The organism is Flavobacterium sp. GNP011 (assembly GCF_056428925.1).
The window spans coordinates 211,794-229,453 of record NZ_JBWJVJ010000002.1 but is presented as its reverse complement, the minus strand read 5'-3'; the positions used below and the strand labels follow the sequence as shown (position 1 = coordinate 229,453).

Annotated in this window: 14 protein-coding genes; 7 read left to right on the top strand and 7 right to left on the bottom strand. The window is 32.6% G+C overall.

What is annotated here, in order from left to right:
* Both AC061E_RS03570 and AC061E_RS03565 read left to right on the top strand, forming a co-directional pair.
* The gene (locus AC061E_RS03570) at positions 1–714 is read left to right on the top strand and encodes a LytR/AlgR family response regulator transcription factor (protein ID WP_478285031.1); all 714 of its coding nucleotides are present in this window, start codon (positions 1–3) and stop codon (positions 712–714) included.
* 203 nt (positions 715–917) lie between these two features.
* A complete protein-coding gene (locus AC061E_RS03565) occupies positions 918–1,394 on the top strand; it encodes a TspO/MBR family protein (protein WP_478285030.1) in 477 nt (158 codons plus the stop codon).
* Between the two features lie 47 nt (positions 1,395–1,441).
* Here the strand turns inward: AC061E_RS03565 and AC061E_RS03560 are convergent, their stop codons facing one another.
* Positions 1,442–2,182, bottom strand: coding sequence for a BamP family beta-assembly machinery protein (locus AC061E_RS03560; protein ID WP_478285029.1), 741 nt, complete (start codon positions 2,180–2,182; stop codon positions 1,442–1,444).
* Positions 2,183–2,288: 106 nt separating this feature from the next.
* On the bottom strand, positions 2,289–2,609 hold the full coding sequence (locus AC061E_RS03555) for a helix-turn-helix domain-containing protein (RefSeq protein WP_478285028.1): 321 nt from the start codon (positions 2,607–2,609) through the stop codon (positions 2,289–2,291).
* 307 nt (positions 2,610–2,916) lie between these two features.
* Here AC061E_RS03555 and AC061E_RS03550 point away from each other — a divergent pair, with 307 nt between their 5' ends.
* From AC061E_RS03550 to AC061E_RS03530, 5 genes are all read left to right on the top strand, one after another.
* Complete coding sequence (locus AC061E_RS03550) at positions 2,917–3,108, top strand: hypothetical protein (RefSeq protein WP_478285027.1); 192 nt, start codon at positions 2,917–2,919, stop codon at positions 3,106–3,108.
* 61 nt (positions 3,109–3,169) lie between these two features.
* A complete protein-coding gene (locus AC061E_RS03545; protein WP_478285026.1) occupies positions 3,170–4,258 on the top strand; it encodes a hypothetical protein in 1,089 nt (362 codons plus the stop codon).
* Positions 4,259–4,296: 38 nt separating this feature from the next.
* Positions 4,297–5,892 carry a thioredoxin domain-containing protein gene (locus tag AC061E_RS03540; RefSeq protein ID WP_478285025.1) on the top strand — a complete coding sequence of 532 codons (1,596 nt, stop codon included), beginning with the start codon at positions 4,297–4,299 and terminating at the stop codon, positions 5,890–5,892.
* Positions 5,893–6,004: 112 nt separating this feature from the next.
* Positions 6,005–8,197 carry a peptidase domain-containing ABC transporter gene (locus tag AC061E_RS03535; RefSeq protein WP_478285024.1) on the top strand — a complete coding sequence of 731 codons (2,193 nt, stop codon included), beginning with the start codon at positions 6,005–6,007 and terminating at the stop codon, positions 8,195–8,197.
* Positions 8,198–8,286: 89 nt separating this feature from the next.
* Positions 8,287–9,570, top strand: a complete 1,284-nt coding sequence (locus tag AC061E_RS03530) for an HlyD family secretion protein (protein ID WP_478285023.1) — start codon at positions 8,287–8,289, stop codon at positions 9,568–9,570.
* A 6-nt stretch (positions 9,571–9,576) separates the two neighbouring features.
* Here the strand turns inward: AC061E_RS03530 and AC061E_RS03525 are convergent, their stop codons facing one another.
* The 5 genes from AC061E_RS03525 to AC061E_RS03505 all read right to left on the bottom strand — a co-directional run bounded on the left by AC061E_RS03525 (position 9,577) and on the right by AC061E_RS03505 (position 17,655).
* Positions 9,577–10,797 (bottom strand): BaiN/RdsA family NAD(P)/FAD-dependent oxidoreductase, encoded by a 1,221-nt coding sequence (locus AC061E_RS03525; protein WP_478285022.1) that lies wholly within the window; start codon positions 10,795–10,797, stop codon positions 9,577–9,579.
* Complete coding sequence (locus tag AC061E_RS03520; RefSeq protein ID WP_478285021.1) at positions 10,794–11,471, bottom strand: glycerophosphodiester phosphodiesterase; 678 nt, start codon at positions 11,469–11,471, stop codon at positions 10,794–10,796. Before AC061E_RS03520 ends, AC061E_RS03525 begins: the two co-directional genes overlap by 4 nt.
* Before the next feature lie 82 nt (positions 11,472–11,553).
* Positions 11,554–13,206, bottom strand: coding sequence for an alpha-amylase family glycosyl hydrolase (locus AC061E_RS03515; RefSeq protein ID WP_478285020.1), 1,653 nt, complete (start codon positions 13,204–13,206; stop codon positions 11,554–11,556).
* A gap of 88 nt (positions 13,207–13,294) precedes the next feature.
* A complete protein-coding gene (locus AC061E_RS03510; RefSeq protein ID WP_478285019.1) occupies positions 13,295–15,172 on the bottom strand; it encodes a glycoside hydrolase family 13 protein in 1,878 nt (625 codons plus the stop codon).
* 179 nt (positions 15,173–15,351) lie between these two features.
* Positions 15,352–17,655, bottom strand: a complete 2,304-nt coding sequence (locus AC061E_RS03505) for a maltose phosphorylase MdxK (RefSeq protein ID WP_478285018.1) — start codon at positions 17,653–17,655, stop codon at positions 15,352–15,354.
* Between the last annotated feature and the right edge of the window lie 5 nt (positions 17,656–17,660).

Sequence of the window (17,660 nt, the reverse complement as noted above, 5' to 3'; positions counted from 1 at the left end):
ATGAAAGTAATAAAATGCCTAATTGTTGATGATGAACCGCCTGCTATCCGATTGATAGAGAAATATTTGAGTAGAGTTCCCTTCTTGGAATTAGTTTCTTCGACCACCAGTGCACTTACAGCATTATCTCTTATCGAAGAAGGAGGTATTGACCTCGTTTTTATGGATATTCAAATGCCCGATTTAACAGGCTTGCAATTGTCTAAACTCGTGAAAGGCAAAACAAAAATTATTTTCACGACTGCTTATCCGCAGTTTGCCATACAAAGTTACGAAGTGGATGCCGTTGATTATTTATTAAAACCATTTGAATTTGAACGTTTTTACGAAGCGGTTTTAAAAGTGAAAAATACTTTTAAAGTTGAGGTAAAAGAGGTTCCAAAAGAAGTGGATGATTTTATTTTTATCAAAACAGATGGTAAAAATAATTTTGAAAAAGTTTATGTCAATGAGATTTGCTATATCGAAGGGCTAAAAAATTATGTTGCTATTCATTTAAAGGACAGACAAGTGATTACCAATAATACCCTAAAAAGTATCGAGGATTTTTTACCAACTAGTTACTTTGTTAAAACGCACAAATCATTTATTGTTTCGTTGCGTCATATCACAAAAACGGATTCTTTAAATGTTTTTATAAACGGAAAAAGTATCCCAATTGGTGATACCTACAAGAAAGAATTATTTGATGTTATTCAACAAAAAAAACTATAATATCTTTAAAATTTCTTTATATTAAAAGCATTTTTTTTCAATTAATACCGGGTAATTTTTTTTGGATGTATTTTAAACCGTAATGTATTCCTTAAAATTAGTTCCAATTGTACTCCATTTTCCGGTTTAGCGAAAGCTTTTATTGTTTTATGAAATCCTACTGAATATTTGAGTAAATTTGACTTATATTAAATAAAATAAAAATGAATAAAATCACCCGAATACTAGTAGCAGTTGTTATTTGTCTTGCCATTGGATATACATCAGGAATGGTTACCCGCTCCGCCATTACAACTTGGTACCCTACCTTGATAAAACCAAGTTTTAATCCGCCCAATTGGATTTTTGCACCAGTTTGGAGTACATTGTTTGTGATGATGGGTGTGGCAGCAGGATTGGTTTGGAACGAAATTAAAAGCAATGAAGTGGTCGTTAAAAAAGCTTTAATTTTCTTTTTGATACAACTGGGACTAAATGCATTGTGGTCGTATTTGTTTTTTGGCTTGCATAACCCAATGCTTGCAGGATTAGAAATAGTTGTCCTGTGGTTGATGATTTTTGAAACCTACATTCAATTTGCAAAAATAAACAAGATTGCGGGGTATTTGTTGATCCCTTATTTGGTATGGGTGAGTTTTGCTGCGGTTTTGAACGGAAGTATTTGGTGGTTGAATAGATAGTTGACAGTTTTCAGTCACAGTTTTCAGTCAGTTTAATTACTAAAAGTTTAGAGGCTTTTAAAATGCAATATTTTACTGCTCAGGAATTCTTGCAGTGAAAGTATATTTTGTTGTGCAGCAATTATTTTCGACTTGGGGTCTTTGTTGCAAAAGTCTAGAAAAGAAGCTATTTCTTCTTGACGAAGTTGTAAAGTGTCGGTATAAAATTCGGTTTCGATTTTTGTTTTTGATGCTTCCGCGAAAGGTAATACAGGACCTTTTGTCTCAAGGTCGGTATTTTTCTTTTTGAATAATTTAGCAATCATTCCGCCAATCCTCATTATATCCATGCCGTTTTCAATGGTGCCATCGTAAACCCCTGGATTTTTTAGTTTGCTAGCATTTTTCTCTAATGTGTATTGATCTAGTTTGGCTTGTTCCCATTTGGCATCTTTACTTAATTTGATTGAAGGAGTGTTTTGTACCACTACTTCTTTTAGTTGTTCCGGTTTAAGGGTTAATGAAATAAGAAGGTTGTTTTTGTTAATAGTTTTTTGATCAATTATAATTTTTTTTATATCGTGGTTTTTTGAAATAAATATGAGTTCATCACCCGCTTGTGCTACTAAAGAAAACTCACCAGCTAAGTTTGTAATGCTGACTTTTTTAGAACTGAAATTAGCAACTTCAACTTTTTCTACAGGAAATTGTTCGCTCAAAACTTTGCCTTTAATTAATTTTTCAGTTTGTGAGAAACCAGATTGAAATACAAAAAGTAGTGCTATAAAAAGAAGTTTAATTTTGATCATCGATTAGTATGTTGATTTGAAAAAATACAAAAATAAAAATGAAAATTTTTGTTTTTATTTGGCTTTTTTCTTGATGCAAAAATTAGTTTAAAAGGAATACTTCTTATCATAATTTTTTTAATTTTTCTCTAAGAGCAGTATTTTCATTTTTTAATACCTCAATGTATTCTAAAATAAAGTCAGGCATGTTAAAGGAATAAATGTTAGAGGAGTTATTTCCTTTTGTGTTTTGATTGCTTATTTCATAAATATCCTCCTTTTTTACCCCTAATTCTTTGGCAATCCTTGTCCATTCTGTATCCGAAATTTTCTTAAGTCCTTTTTCCCTTCGACTATAACTAGATTGATCCATGCCAATTAATTCTGCTAGTTTTTCTTGCGAAAGTCCTTTACTTAACCGCACTTTTAATAATTTATTTTCAGACATTTTTTTCTTGCAAATAAAACGAAATCAAGTTTTAATAACAATACCCACTTTTAGTGATATTTTTAATATTAGTAAACGTCAATGTTTCTTTAAAAACACAACCTTTTTTACACGAAATTTTTATGCGAATAATTCGCATAAAAATGCATAAGTATTGTTTTGTTTATATGCTATTTTTGACGAAAATTATATTACATTCATACTTTTGTAAAGAAATCAAGTGCACGTGGTTGATTGAAAAGAGGATTGTTTTGAAAGTTTTAATTGAGTAACAAAATGTTTATTAATCATCTAAAAAATAGAAAAGATGAAAAAAATTAGTTTAAAAAATGTAAAAGGTGCGCTTTCTAGAAAAGAAATGAAATCGATTTCTGGAGGTTACAGTTGGTTGTATTGTTCAGCTCATTCAATTGACGTTGTAGTATTTAAAGTTGTCCTTATTGATGGCTCTATCGATACAAATGCTCAATGGAAAGCATGTAGAGCTGCTCAAGATTAAATTTTATCTTATTTTAGTACACTTGTTCTTTACAAGTGTACTAAAATTTAAAATTAAAAATATGAATTTCATAAAAACAGTATTACTATTACTGCCATTTCTAGTAAATGCACAAGATATAAAAATAAGCATTATAGATAAATTAGATAAAAAACCTTTAAACGGAATACAAGTTTTTTCGGATAATGGAAGTCTGATTGGTAATTCGAATTTAAAAGGTCAATTTGAATTCGATAGAACTCATTTACAACAATCTGAAATAAAAAGTATCTTGGTTTATGATTCTAACTATTTACCTATTGAATACCAAATTGATGAAATTCCCACAATTATATATTTAGAAAAAATAAAATCGTATGAGTTAGAACCAGTGATTATTATTAAGAAATTTTCTAAAAAATATTATACCCTAAAAGGATATATTAGAAGCTGGAAATTAGTAAATAATAAACTTATAAAATACGGAGATGCTTTAATAGAATACCATATTCCTTATGAGAACTCAAATAATGATTTTGCGACAGGAATAAAAAACTATTTTACGGAATATAGAACTTTTAAAATAGATAGTGTTAAGCAAAAATCAAGAATAATTAGTATAAGTAGATTTGATGATTTTTTAAATTATCGTATTCCCATAAGAGACATTTTGGAAAGAGGGCAGAATCGATACAAATTAGAACAGACAAAAGATAGTTTATATACTGTTATTGAGGAAGGTAAAAATGTAGGGTACACTATTAATGACAAATACAATAACCCTGCTGAAATCAATGTTAATGAAATTTTTGAAGGAAAAGAAGCAGTAAAAGTACTTTTTTGGAAATTTTCAGGAAGATATAATAATAAAGAGAAATGGGTTGGAGAAGGAGATATAAGGCATCTTTCTTATTCATTTTGCAGTGAAAAAACAATGGTTGAATCTAATACTAAAGGGAAATACAATGCAGTGGAAACAATTAATGAAATTTTCATTAATGATAAAATCATTTATAATGATAAAAAACCACAAAATAGCAAAACTTCTATTGATAAAGATCGAAGCTTTTACAAAACTGAATATTGGAAAGAACAAATAAAAAAACATCCATTACCAAGCGCTATAAATCAACAACTTATAAATGTAAATGAAAACAAAAACAGTTATTAGACTGAAATAACTTATTGAATCAAGCAATACAATTAATAATGACTTTAAATCAAAATATAAAATCTGTCTTTTCCTATGCTAAAAGTGAGGGTATAAAAATAAACTTTGAAGACTTCTCATACCAAGTAGAAAATCATCCAGACTACCCAACTATATTAGCAATTTCAGATACTTTAAGTTTTTATAATATTGAAAACGGAGCGATTGAAGTAAGTGCTCAAGAAATAGATTTATTACCTATCCGTTTTGTAGCACTTCTAAGTAACGAAAAAAGTAATTCAGAACTATACTTTGTTGAAAAAATAGACAATACTTATTTTTATACAATAGACAAGAAAACTATTGAAATATCTAAATCAGAATTAGAATTTCGATGGGGTAACCTTGTATTACTAATAGAAGTATCAGAATCAGAAATAGAAAACATCGGAAATTCAACCAAAAACAAAGTTTTTTGGCTTTTATCCTTGTTATGTCTAGCATTATTTGTGATAACCACAATACAATTTCAGGAAAGTTTAGAAGCAAAACTGTTTTTTGCATTCCCAATTTTTGGAATTTTGTTTTCTATTGCGACACTCAAAGATTTATTTGGCGTAAAAAGTGAGTTGCTCAATAGTTTTTGTAACATTACGACTTCTACTAGTTGTACTACTGTCATTGGTTCTACTAAATGGAAAGTTTTTAAGGTCATAAATTTTAGTGATTTAAGCATTGTTTTTTTTTCCTCTCAATTTTTGGGACTGTTCGTGTTTTTGTTCACCGGAAATACTGTTAGCTTTTTCTCAATCCAAAAAGTGTTGATTTTTGGGTCTACTCCTGTTCTATTTCTATCGTTATATTATCAAAAATTTATAGAGAAGAAATGGTGTCCTATTTGCTTGTTCATTATAACGCTTATTCTTTTAGAAATTTGTTATTTAGTTTCGTTTCAAAACAATATATTAACTATTACTTTTCAATCATTTATTAGATTTTGTTTAGTTTTTTTATCTATCAGTTTAATTTGGTTTGTTCTGAAAAAACTATTGACTAAACAAAAAGAATTGGAAGAATTTCGAATTAAAGGCAATCGCTTTATGAGGAATTATGAGATTTTTAAAAACACATTGTTAGCTTCTTCAAAAGGAGATTATAAAGGTATCAATTCCGGAAATATTATTTTAGGAAACGTTAATGCTAGTTTAAAAATAATAATTGTTTCAAGCCCTTTTTGTGAACATTGTTCAGAAATTGATGCTCTTATTGGAGAAATATTAGAAAAACACAATGATAAGGTATGTTTTGATATTCGTTTCAATTTTAATTATGAACAAAGTGATGAAAAATCAAAAAGAATTCATCAGAAATTAGTCCAACTTTATTACAACAAAGGACAAGATGCTTTTATAAAAGGACTATACGATTGGTATAAAAACAAAGATGAAGATAAATTAAATTCTACCGACATATCCCAATTGAGTAATTTAAAAATATATGAAATACTCAATGAACAATTTAATTGGAATCAAGAAAATGGTATATCATTTACACCTACTATAATTATTAATAACTATTTTTTTCCAAAAGAATATGATAGAAAGGAATTAATCTATTTTATAAATGATTTGGTAGAAGATGAGGATTTTTGCTAAAATGAATTAATAAAAAATAGCAATAAATTAAAAAAATCTTAAATCCAGAAACGAATAAACTTTGGCATTTATGTTTACGACTTAAATGGTATAAATAACAAAAAATAAAATTTTGAAGAATTTCCCCAATTATTTACAAGCTGATTACAAAGATTGTGGCCCAACTTGTTTAAAAATTATAGCCAAAAGTTATGGTAAATTATTGAATATTCAAGAATTAAGGATTCTATCTGAAACTACAAGAGGGGGTAGTAATTTATTAAATCTTTCTGATTCGGCCGAAAAAATTGGATTTAGAACTCTCGGAATAAAAACATCATTAGAAAAACTTAAAGAAGTTCCTCTGCCTTGTATTTTACATTGGAATAAGGAACATTATATCGTGCTTTATGATATAAAAAAAGATAAATATTGTGTTTCAGATCCTGGTCATGGATTAATAGATTATTCTAATGAAGAATTTATCAAAAACTGGATAGGTAATAATGCCGATGAAACAACAGAAGAGGGAATTGCGCTTTTATTTGAACCATCTCCAAAATTTTATCAAGTAGAATTTGACAGTGAGGATAAAAAAGGATTTGGCTTTTCTCTTCTATTTAAATATGTATTTCCGTATAAATCTTTTGTAATTCAGCTCATTATTGGATTAGTAGCTGGAAGTTTGTTGGAACTTATTTTCCCATTTCTTACGCAAAGTATCGTCGATGTTGGTATTCAAAATCAGAATATTAATTTTATCTATTTGATATTATTTGCACAATTGTTTTTGTTTATTGGAAAAACCGCTTTGGAATTGATAAGAAGTTGGATATTGTTGCACCTTTCTACAAGGATAAATATTTCCTTGATTTCTGATTTTTTTATCAAGTTAATGAATTTACCTATTTCTTTTTTTGATGTTCGTATGACTGGCGATATTATGCAACGCATTAACGACCATCATCGTATTGAGAGAATTCTAACCACTTCATCACTAAACGTATTGTTTTCACTCATCAATATGTTTATCTTGGGTGGCGTTTTAGCCTATTATAACTTTAAAATATTTGCTGTATTTTTTACAGGAAGTATTCTTTATTTCTTTTGGGTAATATTGTTTTTAAAACGGAGAGAGAAGTTGGATTATAAGCGTTTTGCAGAAGTTTCGCAAGAGCAAAGTAAAGTTATTGAGCTTATCAATGGGATGCAAGAAATCAAGTTACATAACGCCGAAAAACAAAAACGTTGGGGTTGGGAATATGTACAGGCACGACTTTTTAAGGTTTCAATGAAAGGTTTGGTATTGGAACAAACTCAAAATATAGGTTCCAATTTTATTAACGAAATCAAAAATATTGTAATCATTTTTCTTTCGGCAAAACTCGTTGTCGATGGTCAAATTACTTTAGGTATGATGTTGGCAATAAGTAGTATTGTGGGTAGTTTGAACGGGCCAATTATTCAACTTATTAATTTTATTCGTGAAGCACAGGATGCCAAAATATCATTAGCTCGTTTATCGGAAATACATGAGAAAGAAGATGAAACACAACAAGAAGATACTCAATCACACGAAATTCCAAAAGAGGCGGATATTGTTATAAAAGATTTGAGTTTTAGATATATTGGTTCTGATATTCCGGTTTTAGAGGGTTTAAACTTAACTATTCCTGCTAATAAAATAACCGCAATTGTTGGTACTAGCGGAAGCGGCAAAACAACTTTAATGAAATTGTTATTGAAGTTTTATGAGCCGAACACTGGAGATATACTAATAGATAAAACACAGTTAAAAGCTATAGCACAAAAAACTTGGCGTTCGCACGTTGGAACTGTGATGCAGGAGGGATATATTTTTAATGATACGATTGCCAATAACATCGCTATTGGGGTTGATATTATTGATAAAGAACGACTGGTTTATGCTGCCGATGTAGCAAACATTAAAGATTTTATTCAAGATTATCCATTAGGTTATAATACCAAAATTGGAATGGAAGGTATTGGAATGAGTACTGGTCAAAAACAAAGGTTACTTATTGCAAGAGCTGTTTACAAAAATCCAGAAATGTTGTTTTTTGATGAAGCAACTTCTGCTCTTGATGCTAACAATGAAAAGGAAATCATGCGCAAACTGGATGTTTTCTTTAAAAACAAAACGGTTGTTGTAATTGCCCACCGATTAAGTACGGTTATGAATGCTGATCAAATTGTAGTATTAGAAAAAGGAAAAATAGTTGAAGTTGGGAATCATCAAGAATTAGTAAAACTAAAAGGGAGTTATTTTGAATTGGTTCGTAACCAGTTGCAATTAGGAACATAGAATTTTTGATTGTAGATCAACGATTTTTGATTTCATATTTGGTTAGAATAAAAAAATGATTTTTGTTTTCAGATTTAAAAAAAGAGATAATGCCAGATAATGCAGAAATAGAATTAAGAAGCGAAGAAGTACAAGAAATCTTGACACGAGTACCGCATTGGATGATACGTTGGGGTTCAATTGTTGTATTGATAATAGTATTGTCGCTGTTTTTTGTGTCTTGGCTGGTTAAGTATCCCGATGTAATTACAGCACAAATTGTGATTACAACCAACACACCGCCCGAAAAATTAGTCGCCAAAGTATCAGGTAAAATTGATGCTATTTTAGTAGTAGATAAAGCCAATGTTTATAAAAATACCCCTTTAGCGGTTATTGAAAATGCTTCTAATTATAAAGATGTTTTTTTATTGAAAAGTATTGTTGACACTATTGATATTGATAAAAATAAGTTTCCGTTTGAGAAATTAAAATCGGCTCAACTGGGAGAAATAGAAAGTTTTTTTGCAGTGTTTCAAAAAGAAAGCATAGCTGATGATTTGAATGCTAAATTACAACCTTATCAAGTAGAAGGAACGGCACAAAGTTATGAAGCCATGCAACTGAAAGAACGATTGAGTTTGTTAGAATCACAAAAAAGCATCAATCAAAACGAACTAGATTTACAGAAAAGGGATTTAGACCGATACGAAACTTTGTATAAAAAAGGAATTATTGCTACTCAAGAAATCGAGAAACAACGATTAATTTATTTACAATCTCAAAAGAATTTTAAAGGAGTTTTAAGTATTATTTCTACTTTAAAATCTTCCTTAAACGAGCTGAATAAAAATAGTAAAACTACTCAAATTAATGAGAATAAAGAAAATGTAAACTTGGAGCGCAATGTCATTCAAGCATTTTATGGGCTTAAAAAAGCGATTAAAGATTGGGAATTAAACTATGTTTTACGCTCTTCGATTGAAGGAAAAGTTAGTTTTTTGCAACTTTGGGCAGAAAATCAAACCGTAAATGCTGGGGATAATGTATTTGCTGTAATTCCAACAAATGAAAGTGGTTATATAGGTAAGGTAAAAGCACCTGCACAAAATTCAGGAAAAATTAAAGTAGGTCAAACCGTTAATTTAAGATTAGCAAATTATCCTGACCGTGAATTTGGAATTATCAAAGGTGTTATAAAAGCAATTTCCTTAACGCCTGATAAAGATGGTAATTTGTTGATTAATGTTTCGTTGCCCAAAGGATTAGAAACCTCTTATAAAAAGCAAATCATTTTCCAGCAAGAAATGATCGGAACTGCTGATATTGTTACCGATGATTTAAGATTGATTGAAAGATTACTGTACCAATTCAGAGATGTTTTCAGAAGATGAGTTTGACTAAACTGCACTCGCAACAATAAACCCACTTGTCCATGCATTTTGAAAATTGAAACCTCCAGTGATAGCATCAATATTGACAATTTCTCCAGCAAAATAGAGGTTTTTATGCAATTTGCTTTCCATGGTTTTGAAGTTGATTTCTTTTAAATTGATTCCGCCAGCTGTTACAAATTCTTCCTTAAACGTACTTTTTCCGTTAACTTGAAATATTCCTTTTGTCAATTGATTCGCTAGATTTTGTAATTGCGTTTTCGACAAATCGGCCCATTTTGTTTCAGTTTCAATTCCGGAGACAAGTACCAAACTTTCCCATAATCTGTTGGTTAGTTCGAAAGGTGATTTTTTGGAAACTGATTTTTTAGCGTGTTCTTGTTTTAAGTCTTTTAGCATTTTCTCGACATCCGTTGTGTCTTCATCATTCAGCCAATTTACGAAAATGGTAAACTGATAATTTTTGTCATGCAAAATACGAGCTCCCCAAGCAGAGAGCTTCAAAATTGCTGGGCCACTCATTCCCCAATGGGTAATTAATAAAGGTCCTGTTGATGTAAGTTTGGTGTCTTTTACAGTTACAGTAACTTTTGTCGCAACTCCGGGCAATTCTTTAATTCTGGAATCTTTGATGTTGAAAGTGAATAGGGAAGGAACAGGGCTGACTACTGCGTGACCAAAATTCTGTAGCATTTCCCAAACTTTTGGATTGCTGCCTGTTGCCAGAATTAACTTTTCGACAAGATAATTTTCAGTTTGGGTTTCTATCTTCCAAACGTTTTCTCCCGAAACTTCGAGATTGAAAATAGATTGTACGCTTTGTCCCGTAAGTACTGCGATTCCCAGTTTTTGAGTAGCTTTCAAGAAACAATCAATAATAGTTTGAGACGAATTCGAAACGGGGAACATGCGTCCGTCTGCTTCAATTTTAAGTTCTACGCCATGTTTTTCGAACCATTCGATCGTATCGCCAGAGCAAAATTGATGAAAAGGTCCGCGCAATTCTTTTTCGCCACGAGGGTAAAATTTTACCAATTCATTTGGTTCAAAGCAAGCGTGCGTTACATTGCATCTTCCGCCGCCAGAAATTCGCACTTTTTGCAATACTTCTGCACCTCGTTCTAATATTGCGACTTTCAGTTTTGGATTTTTTTCTACAATATTAATTGCTGTAAAAAATCCTGCTGCGCCACCACCTACAATTATTATATCGAAATTTTGATTCATATTCTATCGGGGAAATCGGTTATGATTCCGTTTACGTTGTAAGTTTTTATTTTTTGAATGTCTTCTATTTCATTGATGGTCCATGGGAACACCTGCAATCCTTTTTCTTGTATTTGCGCCGTGTTTTCTTTTGTCAATAGATGAAAATGCGGATGAATTGATTTTGCATGTATCGTTTTGGCGAAAGCCAAAGCCAAGTCTAAATCGGTCTCCGTTAATACGCCAATACCAATTTTATCATTTAACGACGCCATTCGTTGCAACGCATTCCAATCAAAACTAGAAACTAAAAACTGGTCGTATTTCCAACCTTTTTTGTTCACGTATTTTTCAATTAGCGCCACCACTTTATCAGTTGCATCATGACTTTTGAGTTCTATATTGATGAAACACTTTTGGTTTGTCAAATCAAAAACATCCTCAAGCGTGGGGATTTCGTGTTTTCCATCTATTAAAAAAGTCTTCAATTCTCGCAAAGATAATCCGTTTACAAAACCTTTTCCATTGGTCGTTCGGTCAATAGTATCATCGTGAATTACGATTATTTCACCATCAGCACTCAAATGCACATCGAGTTCAATGCCGTCTACTTGCAGGTCCAATGCTTTTTGAAACGAAACCAAAGTATTTTCGTGTTCATATCCTTTTGCGCCACGATGTCCAATTTTGAGCATTGCCTTTTTATTTTTTGGTAAAGATAAACATAAAAAAAACGCCTTTATTTCTAAAGGCGTTCTGGTGTTATTATTTTTAGACTTATTTTTTTAATTCTAATAAAATGATGTCAAATTCAGTATCGAATGTAACTTTTCCATTTGCAACTACCGATTCTTTCTCAGAATACGCCTCTTTCACTTTTGTTCCGTCAGCGAAAATTGTTCCCACTGAAAGTTCTTTGGTGCCAATTGCTAAATCCAATCCAACAACTACTGAATCCATATAATCTCCTTTTGAGAAAGTTCTAGAAAAAGTATAGGGTTGAGCTGAAATTTGCTTGTGAATTCCTGCTCCAATTGATGGATGGTTTTTTCTGAATTGACCTAATTTTTGCCAATGCAACAGTGTTTTTTGGGTTTCAGGATTCGATTTTATAGCATCCCAATTCATAAAAGAACGTAAGGTGGCATCGCCTTGTGTTCCTTCAATTACTAACGATCGAGCGCTTTCGTCACCGTAATATACTTGCGAAACTCCTGGCGAAAGCAACAATTTGGTTCCTGTTTCCTTATTTTTAGTACGTTTTGCATCAAACGGTGCACCGTCGTCGTGCGATGACATATAGTTCAAGACACTATATCCTTTCAAGTCATTGCTCAGTTTGTTGGAGTATTTAGAGAAAATAAATTCGTAGTCTTTTTGAGCATCCCATTTGAACTCGAAATTGATCATGTTGTTAAAACCATTCTTGAAATAGTTTACTTTTTTGTCGCCAAAATCAAAATCTTGACCGCCACTGATGCCATAATTATAGACTTCGGCAATGGTGTAAAAGGAATTGTTATCTAGCACTTTTGTTGGATTGTTTTTTTTCCAAGTTTCAAAAGTGTAATCACATTGGGTTTTGAAATCGGCCCAAACGGTTTCATCAGTATGTTTTACGGTGTCTCCGCGGTATCCGTCAATTCCGTATTCGGTAATATAATCCGTCAACCATTTGATGATATAATATTTTGGTGCTCTTGGATAACCGGTGCGAGCAAAAAACGCATCGAGTTCTTTCATTTCTTGTTCGTAACGACCTTCTTTTTTCCATTTTTCGATTAAAAAAGGAGGTAAAACCACTGCTTGATTGCTTTCTGTTTTAACATCAGGTAAGTTTGCTACGAGCGTGCAGGCAGTTGTGTTTTCAAAGGATTTGTACTCGCAAGTTGGTCCTGTTCGAACCCAGTCGTTGGGCCAAACGGTATCAATATTAGTAACTGGTCCAGTGTGATTGATAACCCCGTCAAGAATGATTCGGATCCCGTGTGCATGGGCTTTTTGAACTAATGCGGCTAAATCTTCTTTCGTTCCAAAGTTTGGGTCTAAAGCCGTCCAATCTTTGGCCCAGTAGCCATGAAAGCCATAACTCAAACCAGTGCCCTCGTCAACGCCATCGTGAATTTGTTCCACTATCGGCGTAAACCAAATGGCATTGATGCCGAGTTTGTCAAAATAGCCGTCGTCAATTTTTTGAGAGATTCCTTTGATATCACCACCTTCAAATCCGCGCAGTTTTCCTGTGGTTTTATTTCTGTCAAAGTTTAAGTCGTTGGATTTGTCACCATTATTAAAACGATCCGTCATCAAAAAGTAAACATTCGCCCCTTCCCAAACGAAAGGAGTTTTGTTACTTTTAACAACTGTTTGTGCATTGGAACAACTGCTTAAAATTGTTATGGTAAAAAGTAAAAGGGAATATTTTTTCATTTTTTTAGTAGTAATTGATGGTTTTTTTTGAAACATATAAGTCGTATTAGTTACTTTCAAATTTCTTAAATGACTTTTATGGTTTATACTATTTCAACTCTAGAATCAAAACCGATTTAGCTTCGATTTTAATTTCATTCGTAACGTCAAAAGTAAGTTCAGAAATAACGTCTTTTCCTGATTTAAAGTTTTTGATGTTCTCTTTAAAACGATCGGTTTTTATCGTTTTGGTTTCGTTACTGTTGTTTATCACAACCATTACCGTTTCATCATTGTTGTATCTAAAATACACGTAAACATTGTTCTCCGGAATGTAATGCGTCATTTTTCCGGTATGAATGGCTGTTTTTGATTTCCTCCAATTGAATAATTTAGCCGTAAAATCAAAATAATCGTTTTGGGCTACAGATCGTCCTTCTTTAGTAAAGGCATTGTTTGGATCACCATTCCAACCTCCTGGAAAATCTTGACGGATGTCAGCATCACCTTTATCTTTATTTCCGGCCATACCTATTTCGCTACCGTAATACAATTGAGGTATTCCGCGAACAGTTGCAAGAATCGTCATTGCCATTTTGTATTTCCTAATGTCTTTTACATAAGTTTCATTGATGCGATTGGTGTCGTGATTCTCCGCAAAAATTAAAATATTGTTTGGGTTGGGATATAAAAAATCATTTGAGAAATTGTCGTAAAACCTCATCACACCTTTGTCCCATCCTGCATCGTCCTCGTTGAATGCTTTGGTTGTGGCTTCGTACAGTGTAAAATCCATGACGCTTGGAAGGTAGGAATTGTAGTTTTGTATGGCCGCAATTTTACTGTCTTTTTGCCAATAGGCCATTTGCACTTGACTTTGCATCCAAACTTCGCCAACGATATTAAAATTGTGGTATTCATCGGTGATAGATTTTGTCCAAGTTGCAATTCCTGCGGGATCGGAATAGTTGTAAGTGTCTACTCGAAATCCATCCAAATCAGCTGATTCAATCCACCAAATGGCGTTTTGAATCAAGTATTTTAAAGTCAAAGGATTTTTCAAATTCAAATCGGGCATCGATGGTACGAACCAACCGTCAATAGCTACTTTTTTATCGATTTCAGCTGCGTTGATGTCATGAATAACAGTTCGTTTGTGATTGGTTTGGGTGTACGTGTCAAATTGATTGATCCATTCCTTCGTAGGTAAATCTTTGATCATCCAATGTTCAATGCCCCAATGATTCGTCACATAATCCATCACCAGTTTCATATCTCTTTTATGCATTTCAGAGGCCAATCTAGCATAATCAGCATTAGTTCCATAACGTGGATCAATTTTATACACATCAGATTGTCCGTAGGTGTGATACGAAAATTTAGCATCGTTGTCTTCACATAGAGGCGTACTCCATATGGTTGTTGCGCCTAAGGATGAAATGTAATCTAAGTTTTTTATAATTCCTTCAATATCGCCACCGTGTCTTCCACCAGGTAAATCTCTATTGTACTTTTCTTGAGTTGAATTTTCGCTGTCGTTATTTGTGTTCCCATTCGCAAAGCGGTCTGGCATCAATAAATACATCACATCCGAAGAGTCGAAACTTTTACGTAGCGCCGCATTTTCTCTTCTTTTCCTTAAAGAATATGTTTGTGTAAACGTTTCTTTGTTTTTATTTTTAAAGGTAAAAACAAAATCAGAGGCGGGGACTTTTTTGGTATTAATGGTTACAAAAAGATAGTTTGGATTTTCTGTCTTTTGAACGGAACTTATTTTTATCCCATTAGAAACCGTGACTTGGCTTTCAGAAATGTCCTTGCCATAAAACAGAATTTGCAACTCAGTGTTTTTCATTCCTGCGTACCAAAACGGAGGTTCCATTTTATCTATTTGAGCGTGTAGCGTTACAGACATAAAAAAAAGGAATAAGGTTGAATATTTTAGCAAATTCTTGTGGATGAAAGGTAAAGAAATAATTCTATTCATGGTCTATTGCATTTTTTTTAAAATATTGAAAAAAGTTGCTGCTAATGTCATGTGATTTGGTTTCTATAGAGCGTTTAGAATCTATATGATGTAAATAATCCCAATGAAAATTGGGATTATTATTTTGCTGGTTAAGGCTGGTTTAAATGATAGATTGTACTACAAGTTCTAACATTTTCTTATACAACAATGGCGTTTTCTGGAGAGACCATAACCTGCTCACCGTTTACGACTATTGCTAACTCTTTATCTCCAATAATAGAAAAAGTAGTCTCATTATGATTGATGTTTACTTTCAATATTTGGTTTCTGTAATTGATTTTAAACGAATAAGCCGTCCATTCTTTTGGAATTTTCGGAGAAAAATGAAGTGTATTATCTTTAACTCGCATACCGCCAAAACCCTCTACGATACTCATCCAAGTTCCTGCCATAGAGGTTATATGACAACCTTCTTCTACTTCCTTATTGTAATCATCAAGATCCAGGCGTGATGTTCTCAAATAAAACGTGTATGCCATATCCATTTTGTCTAACAAAGCCGCTTGAATAGAGTGTACGCAAGGCGAAAGTGAACTTTCATGAACGGTAAACGACTCGTAAAATTCGAAATTATTTTTTAGTTCTTCTTTATTAAAATGATCTTCAAAGAAATAGAAGCACTGCAAAACATCGGCTTGTTTGATGTAAGGCGAACGTAAAATGCGATCCCAAGACCATTTTTGATTGATTGGTCTTTGGCTTTTGTCTAGATCAGCTACGCGAACCAATTCTTTATCTAAGAAACCGTCTTGTTGTAAAAAAATATTATGCTCTTCCGAAAACGGAAAGTACATATTGTCCGAAACTTTTTTCCAAGATTGTAATTCTGCATCTGTGATGTTTACTTTTTCAGTAATTCTTTTGTGATCTGCTGGATATTCAAGTGATACTTTTTGAATTTGTTCGTAGGTATATTCTAAACACCATTTAGCAATATAATTAGTATAGAAATTATTGTTTACGTTGTTCTCATATTCATTTGGACCTGTAACACCTAGAATTACATATTGGTTCAAATTAGTCGAAAAGTTGGCTCTTTGATGCCAGAAACGTGCAATTCCGATAAGGACTTCAAGACCTTTTTCAGGAATGTAACTGTAATCGCCAGTATATCTGTAAAAGTTGTAAATGGCAAATGCTATGGCTCCATTTCTATGAATTTCTTCAAACGTGATTTCCCATTCGTTATGGCATTCTTCACCGTTCATAGTAACCATTGGGTACAAAGCTGCACCATTAGTAAATCCTAATTTAGCTGCATTTTCAATGGCTTTGTCTAATTGATTGTAGCGGTAGGTTAGTAAGTTTCTGGCTACTTCTTGATCTTTGGTTGCCATGTAAAACGGAATGCAATATGCCTCGGTATCCCAGTAGGTAGAACCGCCATATTTTTCGCCAGTGAAACCTTTTGGTCCGATATTCAAACGAGAATCTTTCCCTAAATACGTTTGGTTCAACTGAAAAATATTAAAGCGAATTCCTTGTTGCGCTTTGACATCGCCGTCAATGGTAATATCTGACATTTCCCAAATCTTTGCCCAAGCAGTAATCTGGTCTTGTAACAATTGGTCATAGCCCAAAGTTAAGGCAGCTTGTATGGCTTTTTCAGCACCAATAACCGTGTTATCATGGTTTAAAGAAACGGTGTAGCCACCAATTTTCTGAATGGATGATTTTTGGCCTTGAGCTACAATAACATCATAGCTAAATTGTATTTTATCTGTAGTTGCATCAATATTAGAGGGGGAAATAGCTGTTTTTTCGCCATTTGTCAAAATACTATTGTGCATGAACGTAGTTGCTTTGAAATGTGTTTTGAAGGTTTGAGCCGTAACAAAAGCATCATTTCCTGATTTTTTAACATCTAGTGGTTCCCAGAATTTCTCTTCCCAGTTCGCATCTTCATTCGTTACACCTGCATCAATATAAGGTTTGAATACAATCTTAGAATCTTTATTCAAAGGTGTGATTTCGTAATTGATTACACCAACTTCATCTAAAACGATAGAAAGAAAGCGTTTGATGCTAACTGAAATTTCAGTTCCGTTTTTTAAGGTGGCTTCAAAAGATCGATGGTACCAACCTTGTTTCATATTCAATTCACGACGAAAATTTTTGACATCGGTACAAGTGTTTAAATCAAATTTTTCACCGTTAATTTCAATGTCAATTCCAATCCAATTGGGTGCATTTAAAACTTTGGCAAAGTATTCAGGGTATCCATTTTTCCACCAGCCTACTTTGGTTTTATCTGGGTAATAGATTCCAGCAATATAGCTACCTTGAAAAGTTTCTCCGCTATAATTTTCTTCAAAATTAGCACGTTGTCCCATCGCACCGTTGCCAATGCTGAACAAACTTTCAGATGATTTTACGCGTTCGGCATTAAATCCTTCTTCTATGATGGACCAATTGTCTGGTTTTATATAATCTTGATTCATTTTAT